Here is a 16,212-nt window from a genome sequence, read left to right on the forward strand (position 1 = left end):
AATTGCAGATTCCTGGTTGTTGCTCTGCAACAATAAGAACGGTCGATCTGTCCCTTTTGCTAACTAGGTTATTGAAAGACTCACGGTCATTAGTAAAATGACTTTTGCCCGTCAATCCAGCCTTCCGGCGGGAAAAGCGAACGGTGCGCGGAGCATGGAGCGGTAGCGGCGCGCCACCAGGAACGCCGTCAGCGCGATGGCCAGGCCGGCGGCAGTCGGCAAAACCGGCAGCATCGCGAGTCGCGCAGCGGGAATGGCGAGCAGCAGGCAGGCGCCGCTGATTGCCAGCGCCAGCAGCCACTGCAGCACCGCATTGCTGCGCGCGCGGCGGGCATGGTCGCGCAAGGGCAGGACCAGGGCCGGCAGCGCCAGGCAGCACACGCTCGCGGTCGCCACCATGCCGTTCGCGTCGGCGCCGGACAAGGCGCTGTGCAGGAAAGCCACGCTTGCCGCAACTGCCCATGTTGCCAGGCAACTGCGCAGGATCGTGGATGCCAGCAGGCGGTTGAAACGCAGCGTGGTGGTGGGCATGGCCGGCGCCAGCCTGAGCAAGGGCTGGCCGGCGGGCCTGTCCGTCATGCTGGCCAGGAGCATCGCATGCAGCTGAAACAGCACCAAGGGCATCAGGCTCCACATCCAGCCCGTGTTGGCGACCCACTCGGCCGCCGCGGGATTTCCACTGATACGAACCAGGCCCATCAGCGCCAGTCCGAGCAGGCCCACGGCGCCGATGGCGAGCACGATGCCGCCTGATTGCAGGCCGGACCCGGCGCCATGCAGCAGCATGCCGCCCAGGTCGCGCCGGCTGGCCGCCCGGCGCAGCGAACGGGTCTGCCACCAGCGCATGAAGCGGCCCCCCTCGTGATTGCCGAACGTGTTCTTGCTGCGCCACAGGCCCGGCTTCGACAGCAGGCGCCAATGCCGGTCTCCGCCCTGCGGGAAGATCGCACGCATCGTCGCCAGGCCCGGCAGCAGCAGCACGGCCGCAACCAGCGGCAGGAAGGCCGCATGCGCCATCATGGCGCGCACCGTTTCCGGCACGTAGGAAGGTAGGCCCATCAGTGGCCAGATCGCGATCATGATCACGGCGCCTGCGCCGCTTCCGGTTGCCGCCAATCCCATGCCGAGCGACGCCACCATGAACCACACCACGGGCAGCGCAATACCGGACGCGCTTCCGGCATTGGCGGCCGCGATGCCGAATATGCACAGCAGCCAGACCGCCATGCCCAGCTCCAGCAGGCGCGCGCGCATGCCGGGAGTAAGCCGGGCATTGGCGGGCGTATTGAGCTTGAAGGCGCCTGGCAGATAGCCCCAGACAAGGGCCAGCAGGACCATGCCGAACAGGGTGTTGCTGCCCCACCTCAGCGCGGTCGCCGCGTCATGGACGTCCAATGCGAACACCACGACCGCCAGCGCCACGACCGGCGTCAGCCACAGGACGATACGGTGGGCGGTTGGATGCACCTGCGCCAGCGCTGCCCGCCACAACAGCCCGTACAAGGCCAGGCGCGGGCTCATCGGGTCACCTCGATGAACAGCTCCTCCAGGTTCGACGGCGTGCGCACGCCGGGCGCCACATGATTGGCGGCGCCGTCGAGCAGGTCGTCAAGGTCGCCTTCGAGCGCGATGCGGCCGTCCTTCATGAAGGCCACGTCCAGCGCCACCCGCTCCAGGTCGGTGAGAATATGGGTCGAGAACACGACCGTGGTGCCGCGCTCGATCACGCCGTCGATCAGCTCGGTGAGAAAATCGCGCCGGCCGGCCGGGTCGAGGGCGGAGACCGGCTCGTCCAGCACCAGCAGATCGGGATCGTGGGCCAGCGCGCGGACGATCGACAGGCGCTGCTGCTCGCCGCCCGACAGGCGCCGGATCGGCTTGTTGCGCATGACGAGGTCGATGCCCCAACGCTCGAGCAGCGCCGCGACCTTGGCGTCATTCCAGCGCGGATACAGCGCCTTGAAGTAGTCCAGCATCTGCAGCGGCGTCATCCAGTCGAACAGGTCGGACTTCTGCGGCACATAGCCGATGCGGGCGCGGGTCGCGTCCGACAGCGTATCAGGCGACTCGCCGAACAATGCGATGCTGCCGCCATCGATCTCGCGCAGGCCCAGCATGCATTCCATCAGGGTCGACTTGCCGGCGCCGTTGCGGCCCAGCAGGCCGACCACCTGGCCCGGCCCGACTTCCCAGTCGAGGCCGTCGAGTACGGTCTTGCTGCCGAAGCGCCTGGCGACGCCGCGCATCTGGATCGGGAGTGCGGTCATGGTGATTCCTTCAGGATGTCTTTGAAAAGGGAGAGGACGGTGCCGGGGTCGAGCTCGAGTTCGCGCGCCTCGCGTGCAGCGCGCTCCAGCGTCGGGCGCAGCAGGGCCAGGCGCTCGCCGGCATCGCTCGCGCTGCGCTGGCCGCTGGCGACCAGCATGCCGACGCCGCGCCGGCGCTCCAGCACGCCTTCGAGCTCGAGCAGGCCATAGGCCTTCGAGACCGTCATCGGGTTGACGGCGAGCTGCAGCGCGACCTCGCGCACCGACGGCAGCGCATCGCCGGGCGCCAGCTGGCCGCCCACCACCAGCCGGCGCACCTGGTCCACCAGTTGCCGGTAGATCGGCGCGCTCGAACCGGGGACGATCGAGAATAGTTGGGGTGTGTGGCTGCTCATCGCGTATTAGTGTATTAGTTGATTGATACACTAACGATGTGTGTGCGCTTTGTCAACCAAAAAGGTTCACGTCAAGCGCGCATGACGCACCGCCCGCACCACCCGCGCCGCCCTCCTCTTTTTCAGCCAGATCAGTATTCCCGTCACGCCGAGCGCGGTCACCGCCAGGCCCAGTGCGCAGATCAAGAGCTGTACCGGCCATCCTCCCAGCGCCGCCATGTGCAGCGTGGTGAGCCAGGTGGTGATGGTATCGCCGCTGGCCGCGCCGGTCGGCAGCCACAGGACCTTGAACGCACCGCTGTCGCCATCCATCACCAGCCGGGTATGGCCGCCGCGATGGCGGATGTCGCGACTGGTGCGCACGTCGTAGCGGTAGATGCCGCGCGCGGGATCGTACAGCAGCGACTTTTCCGCCTCTACCCGCAGACCAAGGGCGTGCGCCTGGCCCGCCATCAGCTGGCGCGCGGCCGGCAAGGCCTGTTCCCAGCCGATGTCCGGCGCCATCTTCGGCGCCGGCAGCCTGGGGAAGGCTTCCATGCCGCGCTGGTGGGCGAACAGCGAACGCATCGCTGGTTCATACACCTGCGGCAGGTTGAAGGCGACGGAACTCCACGCCAACATGAACAGCAGCGCCCAGGTCCACAATCCGCCCGCCCGGTGCAGGTTGAAACTGAATTTATAGGTGCTGCCGCCACGCAGCTTCCAGGACGACCACCAGCGCCGCCACCATGGCGGCAAGGGACCGGCACGCCGCGGGGGCAGGGTCAGCCAGGCGCCGATGAAGCAGTCGACAGTCCACAGCAGGGCCACGACGCCGAAGATGAAGAGGCCCGCGCCATCCAGCGCCAGCGCATAGTGCAGGCGGTAGATGAACGGCATCAGGTTCTTGCGTCCCTGCCCGATATCGCCCCACATGCGCTCGCCGAGAATGCGCCCGGTGTAGGGGTCGATGAACACCTGGTCATTCGCCAGGCGCTTGCCTTTCAAGGCGAACAGCACCGAGCGCCCTTCGCTGTACTCCAGCGGCAGGCGCGCCACGAAGGCGTCGGGATAGCGCTCCCTCACCATCGCATGCAGCCGTACCGGGTCGATCCGTGCGCTGGACGGCGCCGGCGGCTGCACGCGGAACAGCTGCGGGCTGATTACCGCTTCCAGTTCCTCGTTCCAGGCCAGCAGGCTGCCGGTGATGCCGGCCAGCGCCAGGAACAGCGCCAGCAACAGTCCGATGTACCGGTGTAGCAGGAGCAGCGCGCCGCGCGGGGATCTGCCCACTCCGGTCACCATTGATAGGTCAGCGTGGCTGTGGCCCGGCGTTCATCGCCGTAATGGCAGATGGCGTATTCGCAGGAGACGAACTTCTTGTCGCCCAGGTTATTGAGGTTGGCCGACAGCTCCCATTGGCGGCCGATCCGGTAACTGAGCATCGCGTCGAACAGCGTGTAGCCGGGCATGGCCTCGGTCATGCCGGACGCCTGGGTTGCGCCCTTGTAGCGCGCGCCGCCGCCCGCCTTCAGCTTCGGCAGGCCCAGGGCCGCGAAATTGGTGTCGAGCCAGAGCGCAGCCTGGTGAAACGGCGTGTCCTCGCTGCGCTGGCCGACTTCGCTGGCGATGGTGCTACGGGTCGTGCGGGCGTCGGTGTAGGCGTAGGAAGCGATCAGGCTGGTGGCGGGGCTCAGCTCCGCCTTTGCTTCCAGTTCGAAGCCCCTGGATTGCACCTCGCCGGCTTGGCGATACAGGTCCTGCGCAGCGTCGTACTTCAGCACATCGGTCTGCGTCAGGTCATATACGGCGGCGCTAAGCAGCATATTGCTGCCGTCCGGCTGGTAGCGCACGCCCATTTCGACTTGCTTGCCGCGGGTGGGCTTGAACGCGGTGCCTGCCGCGTCGGCTGCCGTGACCGGGAAGAACGACTCGCTGTAACTGGCATAAGGCGCCAGGCCGGCGTCGGTCTTGTAGACCAGGCCGGCGCGCCATGTGGTGGCCGCGTCGTCCTTGTCCAGCGTGGCCTGGTTGCGGTGCATGGTCTGGTCCTGTGTGGCCCAGTCGCGGCGCGCTCCCAGCAGCGCGGTCCAGTGCTGGTCGACGCTGATCTGATCCTGCAGATAGATGCCTTTCTGGAGTGTGCGGATGCGCGAGCCGCGATCGACGCTGGTCGCGCGGTTGACCACGACCGGCTGGCCGTAGTTGCGGGTCAGCAAGTCGAGCGCCGGGGCATTGCCGCGAAAATTGGTCGAGTCATAGGTGATGCGGTAGGCATCGACACCGGCCAGCAGCACGTGGCGCATGCCCAGCCATTCCCAGGTCGACTCCACGCTGGTGTCGCTGGCGATGTTGCGCGCGCGCTCGCGGCGGTCGCTGTACTGGCGCGCCAGCAGGCCGGTCTGGCTGGCTGCCTGGATGGCCGCGGCCGAGGTCTGGGCCTGTAGATAATTCCAGGCCACCTCGGATTCGGAATAGCGCAGTTTGTGGCTCAGCTTGACGTCGTCGCTGAAGCGGTGTGCCAGCTCATAGCCGAAGGCATGCATGTCGCCGTGCATCTTGTCGTAGCCTGGCTCGCCGATGAAGTCGTGGCGGCCGATGCGCACCGGGCCGGTGGCCACGCTTTCCACCAGTTGATACGGCAGCGGCGCCGGGAAGCGGGTGCGGGTTTTCTGGTAGAACGAGAGCAGGGTCAGCGTGGTGTCCTCACCGGCGTGCCAGGTCAGCGTCGGCGCGATATACAGCTTGTCGTCGTTGATGTAGTCTTGCGCCGTATCGCTGTTCCTGGACAGCAGGGTGAGCCGGTAGTCGAGCGCGCCGGCTCCCGCTACCGGGCCGCTCAGGTCGGCCGTTACCTGCTTGCGATCGTGATTGCCAGCCTGGATGCCGATCTCGCGCAGTCCACCCTTCACGGGCCGCTTGCTGACCGCATTGACGACGCCGCCGGGCGACAGCTGCCCGTACAGCACCGAGGCCGCGCCGCGCAGCACCTCGACCCGCTCGAGGCCAAACGGCTCCTGGGTGCCGTCATACGAGTTGCTCTGCAGGCGCAGGCCGTCGCGCATCGAACCGCCGGTGGCCGACTCGACATCCATGCCGCGGATGCGGAAGCGGTCGGCGGTGCGACCGAAGCTGGTCGGCGGGCCGGTAAAACCAGGCGTGTAGTTCAGCGCCTGCGTCAAGGTCTCGGCCTGGCGGTGACGCAGTTCGTCGTTGGTCACCACCGACACCGACTGCGGCGTGTCGACGATGGCGGTGTCGGTCTTGCTGCCGGCCGCGCTGCGCCGCGCCACATAACCGGCGAGCTGGCCGGTCGGCGTTTCACGCAGGGCGTTGGCGGTCACCGTGACGGTGGGCAGCACCCGCGTCACCTCCCTGGGGGCGGCCTTGATCACCACCACGCCGCCCTCCACCGACGCCATCAGGCCCGAGCCGGCCAGCAGGCGCTCCAGCGCCTGGCGCGCCGTCAGGGTGCCGGACACGGTCGGCGCGGTTTTACCGGCCACGAGGTCGGGATGGGCGATGAGCTGGAAGCGGCCCTGGCGCGCCAGCTCATTGAGCGCAGTGCCCAGCGGCTGTGCCGGCAGAGCGACGGCGAACAGGACGGTGGCCGGCATGGCCTGGGCGTGCACCGGGCCGCAAAACAGGGTGGCGAACACGGTGGCAAGGCTCCAGACCAGGGGGGCCGGATTGAAACGGGGGTGCTGCATGCGGGTCATCTCCAAGACAGTAAATAGGAATCACTATCAATGGAGACGCGTGGGATGCATGCCGCTTGAGGTGCTATTTCACTATTTTCGAACTATTTTTTCGACGCGGCTTGCGCGGCCGTGATTTCGGTCTCGCCACCAGCGCGCAGCAGCCGTACCGGCAATACCAGGGGCAAGGCCTTGCTGAAGGCATCGGCCCGGCGCAAGTCGAAGCTGCCGTTGACGCGCAGCGCGGCCACCGCCGGGTCCTTGATCACCAGGCGCGTCGCGCCGTAGCGCTCGAACTCCGCCACCGCCTGGGCCAGCGGCGTGTTATCGAAATTCACCCGCCCTTCGCGCCATAGCATGGCGCCGCGCGTGGGCCTGGTCTCTACCGCCTCCAGTTGGCCGGCCGCTCCGGTCTGGACGTACTGGCCAGCGCCCAGCAGCACCGGCGCGCCGGATGAGCGCCCTCCTTCCAGCATGCTGACCCGTACGCGGCCGGACTCCACCTGGACCCCGACACTGTCCTGGCCCAGGCCGGCGCGCGTATTGCGTACCGAAAAACGCGTGCCCACCACCGTGACGCGCACCTGTCCGGTCAGCACGTCGAAGGGTTGCGCGGCATCGGCCTTGACCGTGAACATGGCCTGCCCTTGCGGCAAGCGGACCTCGCGCCGGTCGCGGTACAGGGCTACTTCCACACGGGTCACGGTATCGAGCTTGAGCACGCTGCCCTCGGGCAGGGTGACGTCCATCGTCTGGCCGCGCGCGGTGGCATAGACCTCGCTGAACAGCGGCTGCGCCTGCCAATGCCGCCAACCCAGCCATCCCGCGCCGAGTACGCCGACCGCCAGCACCGCGGTCGCCATCGGACGGGCTAGGTCGAGCCAGGCCTGCAGCCCCCATTGCAGCCAGCCGCGCCGTGCCGGCTTGCGCGACGCCGGCACGGACGAGGCTCGCAGCTGCGCGACGGCGGCGGCGGGCAGTTCATCCAAGCCATACCAGACGTCGTCGATCCGGGCGTAGGCCACCTGCCGCCTGGCGTCGGCCGCCAGCCATGCCTGGAACGCGGCTTCCTCGTCGCTGCCCAAGCCGTCCTGGCGGCGCACCTGCCAGCCGGCAGCCGCCGCGTACAGTGCCTCGTCCGGTTCGGGGTCGGGCGCCGGCGGTATTGAATAGGATCGTTTCATGGGTGGAGGCCTCTCATGACTGGAGACGCACGAGATGGCGCGGGCATGAGGTCGAAGATTGCAAGACCATGGTTATTGTTCTTGTTTCCCTGGCCGCGGTGCGCCATTCAACGCATCTTCGCACGCCTTGCACGCCAGCACGGCGCGAATGATGTGCTGCGCCACCATATTCTTCGATATTCCCATGCGGTCGGCGACTTCCTGGTGCGACAGGCCCTCGAACCGGTTCAGCACGAACGCCTCGCGGCAGCGTGGCGGCAAGGCCTCGATCGTCGCGACGATGGCCCGTGCATGCTGTTCATGGGCATACAGCGACTCCGGCTCCAGGTGCGATGGCGCCGCCGGTTGCGCGTCGTCGGACAGCCCGTCGATATCGTCATGCTCGCGCACGGCCTGCCGCCGGTGGCGGTCGATGATCAGGCGGCGCGCCGTCTGGTACAGCAGCGCCCGCGGCTCCGGCATCGCCTGCCCCGAATTGCGCACGGCCAGCACGCGCGCGTAACTCTCCTGCACGACATCCGCCGCAGCATGGGGATCCCGGACCATGCGTGCGCAAAAATTCAGCAGTTCACGGTAGTAGCGCTCGAGCACGGTGTAAGCCAAGATTAGTGAGAATGAGAAACATTCTCATTATGCAGAAACTGCTTCGTGCTGTCGATAAAATAAAAACCGGGGCACGCAGCCCCGGTTCGATCGCTACGACCACGCTGCCGATTACAGGTGCACGGTAATCTGCGGCATCAAATCATCGAACGTACGGCCATTGCCGTTCTCTCCGATCGCATGCATCTTCCACTCGCCGCCATGGCGGTACAGCTTGGCCATGATCTGGGCCGAGTGCGAACCCGTCACCGACAGGTTGAAGCGCGCCACCTCTTGCCCGTTGGCGGTATTGATCAGGCGGCAGTAGGCGTTCTCGACGGTCGAAAAGTTCTGGCCGGTGAAGCTGTTCACCGTGAACACCAGCGCCTTGACGTTGGCCGGCACGGCGCTCAGGTCGACGACGATCTGCTCGTCGTCGCCGTCGCCGGCGCCGGTGCGGTTGTCGCCGGTGTGGGTGATGCTGCCGTCACGGCTCTTGAGCTGGCGGAACCAGACCACGTCCATCGGGCGGTTCGACTCGTCGAACATCACCACCGAGGCGTCCAGGTCGACGGCTTCGGACTTGCCGCCGCCGAAGCCGAAGAAGCCCTTCGACTTGATCGCGTCCCAGCCGAGACCCATGGTCACGCGGGAGAGGCCGCCACCGGCTTCCTTGTCCAGGGATATCTTCTGACCCTTTTGCAGATTGACTGACATATTTATTGCTCCTTATTTTGCGGGCGCCTGCATCCAGGCCTTGAATGCGATGCGATTACGCGAACAGACATAGACCTTGCCGCGGCCCGAGAAGCGCAGCACCATGCCCTCGCCACTGGTCTGGCTGTTGATCAGGTTACCCAGGAAGCCACCGCTGGTGCCGGTCGTGATCGAGATTTCGTAGCGCAGGGTGCTGTCCCAGCACACCACGTGCGAGTTGTCGATGATCGCGTCCTTGCCCGGCTCGACGTCGAGCGCCGACATGGAACCGAAGCCCGACACCACCACCTGGCCCTGGCCGCTCGTCTCGGTGACGAAGAAGCCGCCACTATTGGCGAACAGCGCGTTGCCCAGGCTCTGCGTGCGCACCCGCAGGTCGACGCCGGAACTGGCGGCAACAAAAGCGCCATCGCTGATGATGTAGTTGTTCGGGCCGACATCGACCACCTGCATCGCGCCCGGCAGGGTCGGCGACAGCAGGCAGTCGCCCTCGCCGCGGGTCGCTTCGATATGCTGCTGGAAGAACGACTCGCCGTTGGCGAAGGTGCGCATCAGCGCGCTACCGAGTCCGCCCTTCATCTTGCCCTTGAGGTCGAGGGTCGATTCCATCATCACCATCGCGTCGGATTCGCAATAGATGGTCTCGCCCTGCTTCAGGGACACATGCAGGAAGGGATCGACGTCCCCGGTCACGGTAAATACTGGCATTTGGCTTCCTTTCAAGAGGCGGTCCCCATGGACCGCCCCTACATTACCTCAAACCGTTGCGACTACCGTCAAACATTGACGCCGTAGTTGCGGGCGAGTGGCCCCAGGCCGCCATTGAAGCCCTGGCCGATCGCGCGGAACTTCCAGTCGGCGCCGTTGCGGTAGATCTCGCCGAAGATCATCGCCGCTTCGGTCGAGCTGTCTTCGGACAGGTCGTAGCGCGCCACTTCCTGGTTGTTGGCGTTGTTGACGCAGCGGATGAAGGCCTTGCCGACCATGCCGAAGTTCTGGCGGCGGGTCTCGGCGTCGTGGATGGTCACGCCCAGCACGACCTTGTCGATGTCGGCCGGGACCTTGGTCAGGTCGATGTTGACGAACTCGTCGTCGCCGTCGCCGGCGCCGGTGGTGTTGTCACCCGAGTGGACCACCGAACCGTCGGCCGACTTCAGGTTGTTGTAGAAGATGAAGTCGGCGTCCGAACGCACCTTGCCCGAGGTATTGAGCAGGAATACCGCGCCGTCGAGGTCGAAGGCTGCGCCATCGGTAGCACGAATATCCCAGCCGAGGGCGACTTTCAGCGACGTCAGGCCCGGAGCTTCTTTCGACAGGTTGACGTTGCCGCCTTTTTGCAGACTGATTGCCATGATGAGACTCTCCTAGTAAATGAACACCGGTTGCAAACGCAGCGAGCTGGTGTTCAGCCGCTCGCCGCGGATTCTGTACTGCCTTAGACGCCGCTTTCCAGCGCAGCGTGTTTTTTCTTGTACTGCAGCGAACTCCACAGTGAAGCCAGGATGAAGGCCACGCCGACGCCGCCAGTGATCAGCTCTGGCACATGCCACTTCATGCTCGCCAGCATGATCACTGCCAGGATGCCGATCGCGTAGTGCGCGCCATGCTCCAGGTAGACGTATTCGTCCAGCGTGCCCTTGCGGACCAGGAACACGGTCATCGAACGCACGAACATCGCGCCGATCGCCAGGCCCAGCATGATGATCACGACGTCGCTGGTGATCGCGAAGGCGCCGATCACGCCGTCGAACGAGAACGAGGCATCGAGCACTTCGAGGTACAGGAAACCGCCGATACCGCCCTTCTTGACTGCGTCGCCGACGGCGCCGGCTTCGGATTCGCTTTTCTCCAGCATGCTGCTGAGCATATCGACACCCACATAGACCAGGATGCCCCACATACCGGCGATCAGTACGACCATCTTCTGCGCTTCGTCAACATAGGTCATGCTGAACAGCAGTGCGGCGATCGCGATCATGACAGCGATGGACGACACCTTGCCCAGCGCGCCGATCTTGGCTTCGAAGTTGCCCAGCCAGTGGGTTTCCTTCTCGTCGTCGAGCATGAAGTTCAGGAACACCAGCAGCAGGAACATGCCGCCGAAGGCCGCCACTTCGGCGTGATGGTTGGTCAGGTGGGTCGAGAACGCTTTCGGATCGGTCAGCGCCAGGTTCCACACTTCCATGGCGCCCAGGTCCGCGGCCACGGCCACGATCACCAATGGGAACACCAGGCGCATGCCGAACACGGCGATGATGATGCCGATCCCCAGGAACAGCTTGATCCAGAACTCGTCCCAGTTCTTGAGCACCGAGGCGTTGACCACGGCATTGTCGAACGACAGCGAGACTTCCATCACGGCCAGGATAGTGGCCACGCCCAGCGCGGTAACCAGGCCGGACATGCCGTCGTGCTCATAACCCCACCAGGCAGCGAGCGCCAGGCAGACTGCGGTCACGATGAATGACCATGTAAAGTATTTCATGCGTTTTCTCTCTTGTAGGTTGTGCGCCAACGGAATCGGCGGATTGCATTGTAAAACCTTGGCTCTTATTGAAAAAGCGAAGATAATCGAAATATTACTTCCGAAAAACAGAAGACATGAACCACGCGCCACCCAATTTTCGCCACCTATATTACTTCTGGGTGGTCGCCAAGGAAGGCAGCATCACGCGCGCCGCCGAACGCCTTGGCCTGGCGATCCAGACTGTCAGTACACAGCTTACCCTGCTCGAGCAGGCTTTCGGCAAGGCATTATTCACCCAGCAGGGCCGGCGCCTGGCCCTGACCGAGGCCGGCCGCCTGGCGCTGTCGTATGCCGACCAGATCTTCTTGCTCGGAGAGCAGATGCAGGAAGCGCTGGACGCCTCGGACAGCGCCCGCATCCGGCTCGCGGTGGGCATCTCGGACTCGCTGCCCAAGTTCACCGCCTACCGCCTGCTCGAGGTGACCACCCAGCTCGCCATTCCCGTGCGCCTGGTGTGCCATGAAGACGAATACGAAGCCCTGCTGGGCGACCTGGCCCTGCACAAGCTCGACGTGGTGCTGACCGACCGCGCGGTGCCGACCGGGACCACCCTGCGCGTGTTCAGCCACTTGCTGTCCGAGAACGAGATGTACGTGGTCGGCGCCCCGTCCCTGGCCAAGACCTACCGCAAGGATTTCCCGGCCTCGCTGCACGGCGCCCCCATTTTGCTCCCGACCCGCAACAATGCCCTGCGCGGCAAGATCGACGACTGGTTTGAACGCCACGCGATCCGGCCCGACGTGGTGGGCGAGTTCGAGGACAACGCCCTGCTCAATACGTTCGGGCGGCGCGGCCTGGGCCTGTTCTTCACCCCGGCGGCGCCGGCCGCCGATATCAAGGTCCAGCTCGGCGCCGAACTGGTGGGCCGGGTGCCCGAGGTGCGCGAGCACTTCTATGCGATTTCCAACGAACGCAAGATCAAGCATCCGGCGGTCGAGGCGATCCTGGCCGCGGTGCACAAAGAGTCGCTGGCCGAGGGGTAAAGACGTGTTGGGCTGTACAATGCCCCTTGGCTTTGCCTTTTGTTAATACAAAACTGGTATGGAAAACATTTTATTCGTCGTTCTCGCCTTCTTCCTGGTGGCGCTGAACGGCTTCTTCGTGGCGGCCGAATTCAGCATCGTCACGTTGCGCAAGACCCGCGTGCGCGCGATCGCCAAGACCACCGGCCTGCGCGGACGCATCCTGGCCAAGGTCCACGGCCAGCTCGACGCCTACCTGTCGGCCTGCCAGCTGGGCATCACCCTGGCCTCGCTGGGCCTGGGCTGGGTCGGTGAACCGGCCTTCGCCAGCCTGCTCGAGCCGGTGTTCGCCTTCGCCGGCGTGACGTCGGAAGAACTGATCCACGGCGTGTCCTTCGTGGTGGCATTCTCGGTAATCTCCTTCCTGCACATCGTGGTCGGCGAGCTGGCGCCCAAGTCGCTGGCGATCCGGCTGCCGGAATCGGTGGCCCTGTGGTGCGCCATGCCGCTGTACGGTTTCTATTGGGCGATGTATCCGGCGATCTATGTTCTGAATGCCAGCGCAAATGGCGTGTTGCGCATGGCCGGCCTGGCCGGGGCCGGCGGTCACGACACCCATTACTCGCTCGACGAGCTCAAGCTCATCCTGCGCACCAATACCAACACCACCACGCCGGGCGAACAGATCACCCAGGACGACCGCAATATCCTGGCCCATTCGCTCGACTTCAGCACGCTGCAGGTATCCGAGCTGATGCGGCCGATCAACGAGGTCAGCGCTCTGTACGCCAGCCGCACGCTCGAAGAGAACCTGGAAACCGTGCGCCGCAACCGTTTTTCGCGCTACCCGTATTTCGACGAGGAAGGCGAAGAGGTACTGGGCGTCATCCACCTGAAAGACCTGTACTTCGCCCTGCAGGCGGGCCGTCCGATCACCGAGCTGACGCAGTTCTTGCGGCCGGTCGAGTCGATCTCGGCGCGCACCCCGGCCCAGGACATCTTCCGGCGTTTCCGCGGCGGCGCGCCGCACTTCGCCCTGATCGGCGAGAAGGGCAAGCGCCCGGTCGGCTTCGTCACCCTGGACAACCTGCTGGGGGCGATGGTGGGCGAGATCCGCGACGAATTCCGGATGAACGAGAACGACTGGCTCAAGCAGGCCGACGGCACCTGGATCGGCAAGGCCAGCCTGCCGATCTTCTCGCTCGAGCGCCTGCTGGGGATCGACATCGACAACGAGCAGATGGGGCTGGAAGACGTGGAGTCGGTCGGCGGCCTGCTGATGGAAAAGCTGGGCGACATTCCCAAGCAGGGCCAGCGCATCGGATTCCCCCACTTCGACGTGGTGGTCAAGAAGATGAACGGTCCGCGCATTTTGCTGGTCAAAGTCATACCGCAATTGACCCGCGCAAATGAGGGCAATGAGCACGACTGAGCCACAAATCACCCGGGTCGCATGACCATCTTGCTGACTTTGCAGACGAAAAATGTTATTTTCAATGCATGTCTGCCTGAAATTATTAGAAGGCATTAAATGTCTGTCAAGACTCGTAACAACGTCCACGTCGCCGGCAATGGTGCCGCCACAATGGTATTTGCCCACGGTTTCGGCTGCGACCAGACCATGTGGCGCTTCCTCGCGCCCACCTACCATGACCGGTTCCGCACCATCACCTATGACCTGACCGGCTGCGGCGGCTCGGACCTCGCCGCCTATGACCGCGCCAGGTATTCGTCGCTGCACGGCCACGCCGACGACCTGCTCGAGATCGTCGACGAATGCGCCACCGGGCCCGTCATCGTGGTCGGCCATTCGGTCAGCGCCATGATCGGCATGCTGGCCACCATCGCCGCGCCGCAGCGCTTCGCGGCCCAGGCCATGATCGGCCCGTCGCCCTGCTATATCAACGATGGCGACTATGTCGGCGGCTTCAGCCGCGAAGACATCGGCGAGCTGCTCGACACCATGGAAGCGAACTACCTGGGCTGGGCGCAGAGCCTGGCGCCGGCCATCATGGGCGCCCCGAACCGCCCCGACCTGCGCGAAGAACTCACCAACAGCTTCTGCCGCAACGACCCGGAGATCGCGCGCCACTTCGCCTGCGTCACCTTCCTGTCCGACCACCGGCCCGACGTGCCGAAGTCGACCGTGCCCTCGCTGGTCCTGCAGTGCAGCGACGACCTGATCGCGCCGCGCACGGTCGGCGAGTGGCTGCACCGGCACCTCGCAGGCAGCAGCCTGGCCGTGATCGACAACGTCGGCCACTGCCCGCACATGAGCGCGCCGACCGCCAGTTCGCGCGCGATCGACGTCTTCCTTGCGCAGACACTGCGCTAGCCCGCGATGAACGCCGCCCTGCCCGCCTTCGATTCCCTTTACGAGCAGGCGGCGTGCGGGCTGCTGGCGACCGACGCCGACGGCACGATCGTGCACGCCAACGCCACCATCCACGCCTGGCTCGGCGTCGAGGCCGATGCGCTGGCCGGCAAGCTGCGTTTCTGCGACCTGATGGCAGTCGGCGCGCGCCTGTTCCACCACACCCGCTGCGTGCCGCTGCTGCAGCTCGAAGGCGAGGTGAGCGAAGTCCAGCTCGACCTGCTGGCCGCCGACGGCGGCCACCTGCCGGTATTGCTCAATATCGTGCGCCGTCCGGCCCCCGGCGGTGGTTGGCTCGACCACTGGGCCGTGTTCCGCTCGGGCGGGCGCCACGCCTATGAACATGCGCTGCTCGGCGCGCGCAGGGTGGCCGAAGAAGCACTCGAGGCGCAGCGCCTGGCCGATCTGCAGTTGCAGGCGCTGAACACGCAACTGACGGCGGCCGACCGCCGCAAGGACGAATTCCTGGCCACCCTCTCGCACGAGCTGCGCAATCCGCTGGCGCCGATGCGCAGCGCGCTCGACGTTTTCAGGCTCAAGTATGGCGACGGCGACGAGCGCCTGGTGCAGGCCTTCGATCGCCAGCTGCGCCACCTGACGCGGCTGGTGGACGACCTGATGGACGTCTCGCGCATCACCCAGAACCGGATGCAGCTGCGCCGCACGCCGGTCGAGCTGGGCCCGCTGGTGCGCGGCGCGGCCCAGGACATGGCGGCCACCATGGCGGCGGCGCGCCACACGCTGCGCCTGTCGGTGCCGGATGCGCCACTGGTGGTCGACGGCGACCCGACCCGCCTGGCGCAGGTCGTCATCAACCTGCTGGCCAATGCCGCCAAGTACACGCCGGACGGCGGCCTGATCGACGTCGGACTGGCCTGCGCGGACGGTCACGCCGAGCTGCGTGTGCGCGACAACGGCATCGGCATTCCGGCCGACGCGCTGGGCGCGGTCTTCAATATGTTCGCCCAGCTCGAGCCGGCGCTCGACCGCGCCCGCGGCGGCCTCGGGATCGGCCTGGCGCTGGCGCGCGGCATCGTCGACCTGCATGGGGGCGCGATCCTGGTCGACAGCGCCGGCCCTGGCCTGGGCAGCGAATTCACCCTGCGCTTGCCGCTGATCGCCGGCTGCGTCGCGCATGAAGAAGCGGCCGCGCCAACGGTGCTGGCCGCCCCGCTGCGGGTGCTGGTGGTGGACGACAGCATCGACACCGCCGAGACCATGGCGCTGGCGCTGGAACTGTTCGGCTGCGAGACGCGCATGGCGCACACCGCCACCGCCGCGCTGGAACTGGCGGCCGAATTCGCGCCCGACGTCGCCCTGCTCGATATCGGCTTGCCCGACTACAACGGCTACGAACTGGCGCGGCGCCTGCGCGCCCTGCCCGCCGGCCTGGGCACGACGCTCATCGCCGCCACCGGCTGGGGCCAGGACAAGGACCGCACGCTGGCGCTGGACGCCGGCTTCGACCACCACCTGACCAAGCCGATCGATTTCGAGCAGCTGCGCCTGCTGTTACGATGAGCGCAC

Annotated in this window: 15 protein-coding genes; 4 read left to right on the top strand and 11 right to left on the bottom strand. The window is 65.7% G+C overall.

Annotated features, from left to right (window positions below; translation table 11 throughout):
- Positions 1-111: 111 nt before the first annotated feature.
- The 11 genes from E8M83_RS21740 to E8M83_RS21790 all read right to left on the bottom strand — a co-directional run bounded on the left by E8M83_RS21740 (position 112) and on the right by E8M83_RS21790 (position 11,307).
- Positions 112-1,521 (bottom strand): hypothetical protein, encoded by a 1,410-nt coding sequence (locus E8M83_RS21740; protein ID WP_137175431.1) that lies wholly within the window; start codon positions 1,519-1,521, stop codon positions 112-114.
- Positions 1,518-2,267, bottom strand: coding sequence for an ABC transporter ATP-binding protein (locus tag E8M83_RS21745; protein WP_137175432.1), 750 nt, complete (start codon positions 2,265-2,267; stop codon positions 1,518-1,520). The genes E8M83_RS21740 and E8M83_RS21745 overlap by 4 nt, the downstream gene beginning before the upstream one ends.
- Complete coding sequence (locus E8M83_RS21750; RefSeq protein WP_137175433.1) at positions 2,264-2,662, bottom strand: GntR family transcriptional regulator; 399 nt, start codon at positions 2,660-2,662, stop codon at positions 2,264-2,266. The genes E8M83_RS21745 and E8M83_RS21750 overlap by 4 nt, the downstream gene beginning before the upstream one ends.
- A gap of 66 nt (positions 2,663-2,728) precedes the next feature.
- Positions 2,729-3,934, bottom strand: a complete 1,206-nt coding sequence (locus E8M83_RS21755) for a PepSY domain-containing protein (protein ID WP_170976885.1) — start codon at positions 3,932-3,934, stop codon at positions 2,729-2,731.
- A gap of 5 nt (positions 3,935-3,939) precedes the next feature.
- Positions 3,940-6,351: a TonB-dependent siderophore receptor gene (locus E8M83_RS21760; protein WP_170976886.1), complete on the bottom strand. Its 2,412-nt coding sequence runs from the start codon at positions 6,349-6,351 to the stop codon at positions 3,940-3,942.
- Between the two features lie 92 nt (positions 6,352-6,443).
- A complete protein-coding gene (locus E8M83_RS21765; protein ID WP_137175436.1) occupies positions 6,444-7,523 on the bottom strand; it encodes a FecR domain-containing protein in 1,080 nt (359 codons plus the stop codon).
- A 72-nt stretch (positions 7,524-7,595) separates the two neighbouring features.
- Positions 7,596-8,114, bottom strand: a complete 519-nt coding sequence (locus E8M83_RS21770; protein ID WP_137175545.1) for a sigma-70 family RNA polymerase sigma factor — start codon at positions 8,112-8,114, stop codon at positions 7,596-7,598.
- 123 nt (positions 8,115-8,237) lie between these two features.
- Complete coding sequence (locus tag E8M83_RS21775; RefSeq protein ID WP_137175437.1) at positions 8,238-8,822, bottom strand: TerD family protein; 585 nt, start codon at positions 8,820-8,822, stop codon at positions 8,238-8,240.
- A gap of 12 nt (positions 8,823-8,834) precedes the next feature.
- Positions 8,835-9,530, bottom strand: a complete 696-nt coding sequence (locus E8M83_RS21780) for a TIGR00266 family protein (RefSeq protein ID WP_137175438.1) — start codon at positions 9,528-9,530, stop codon at positions 8,835-8,837.
- A 68-nt stretch (positions 9,531-9,598) separates the two neighbouring features.
- On the bottom strand, positions 9,599-10,174 hold the full coding sequence (locus tag E8M83_RS21785) for a TerD family protein (RefSeq protein WP_137175439.1): 576 nt from the start codon (positions 10,172-10,174) through the stop codon (positions 9,599-9,601).
- 83 nt (positions 10,175-10,257) lie between these two features.
- On the bottom strand, positions 10,258-11,307 hold the full coding sequence (locus E8M83_RS21790) for a DUF475 domain-containing protein (protein ID WP_137175440.1): 1,050 nt from the start codon (positions 11,305-11,307) through the stop codon (positions 10,258-10,260).
- 116 nt (positions 11,308-11,423) lie between these two features.
- Here E8M83_RS21790 and nhaR point away from each other — a divergent pair, with 116 nt between their 5' ends.
- The 4 genes from nhaR (at position 11,424) to E8M83_RS21810 (ending at position 16,206) form a co-directional block, all read left to right on the top strand.
- The gene (nhaR, locus tag E8M83_RS21795) at positions 11,424-12,332 is read left to right on the top strand and encodes a transcriptional activator NhaR (protein ID WP_137175441.1); all 909 of its coding nucleotides are present in this window, start codon (positions 11,424-11,426) and stop codon (positions 12,330-12,332) included.
- 58 nt (positions 12,333-12,390) lie between these two features.
- Positions 12,391-13,743: a hemolysin family protein gene (locus E8M83_RS21800; RefSeq protein WP_137175442.1), complete on the top strand. Its 1,353-nt coding sequence runs from the start codon at positions 12,391-12,393 to the stop codon at positions 13,741-13,743.
- Positions 13,744-13,842: 99 nt separating this feature from the next.
- The gene (locus E8M83_RS21805; protein WP_137175443.1) at positions 13,843-14,646 is read left to right on the top strand and encodes an alpha/beta fold hydrolase; all 804 of its coding nucleotides are present in this window, start codon (positions 13,843-13,845) and stop codon (positions 14,644-14,646) included.
- 6 nt (positions 14,647-14,652) lie between these two features.
- Positions 14,653-16,206 carry an ATP-binding protein gene (locus tag E8M83_RS21810; protein WP_137175444.1) on the top strand — a complete coding sequence of 518 codons (1,554 nt, stop codon included), beginning with the start codon at positions 14,653-14,655 and terminating at the stop codon, positions 16,204-16,206.
- The last annotated feature ends 6 nt before the right edge of the window (positions 16,207-16,212 follow it).

Source organism: Massilia sp. HP4 (assembly GCF_005222695.1).
Classification (GTDB): Bacteria; Pseudomonadota; Gammaproteobacteria; order Burkholderiales; family Burkholderiaceae_D; genus Telluria.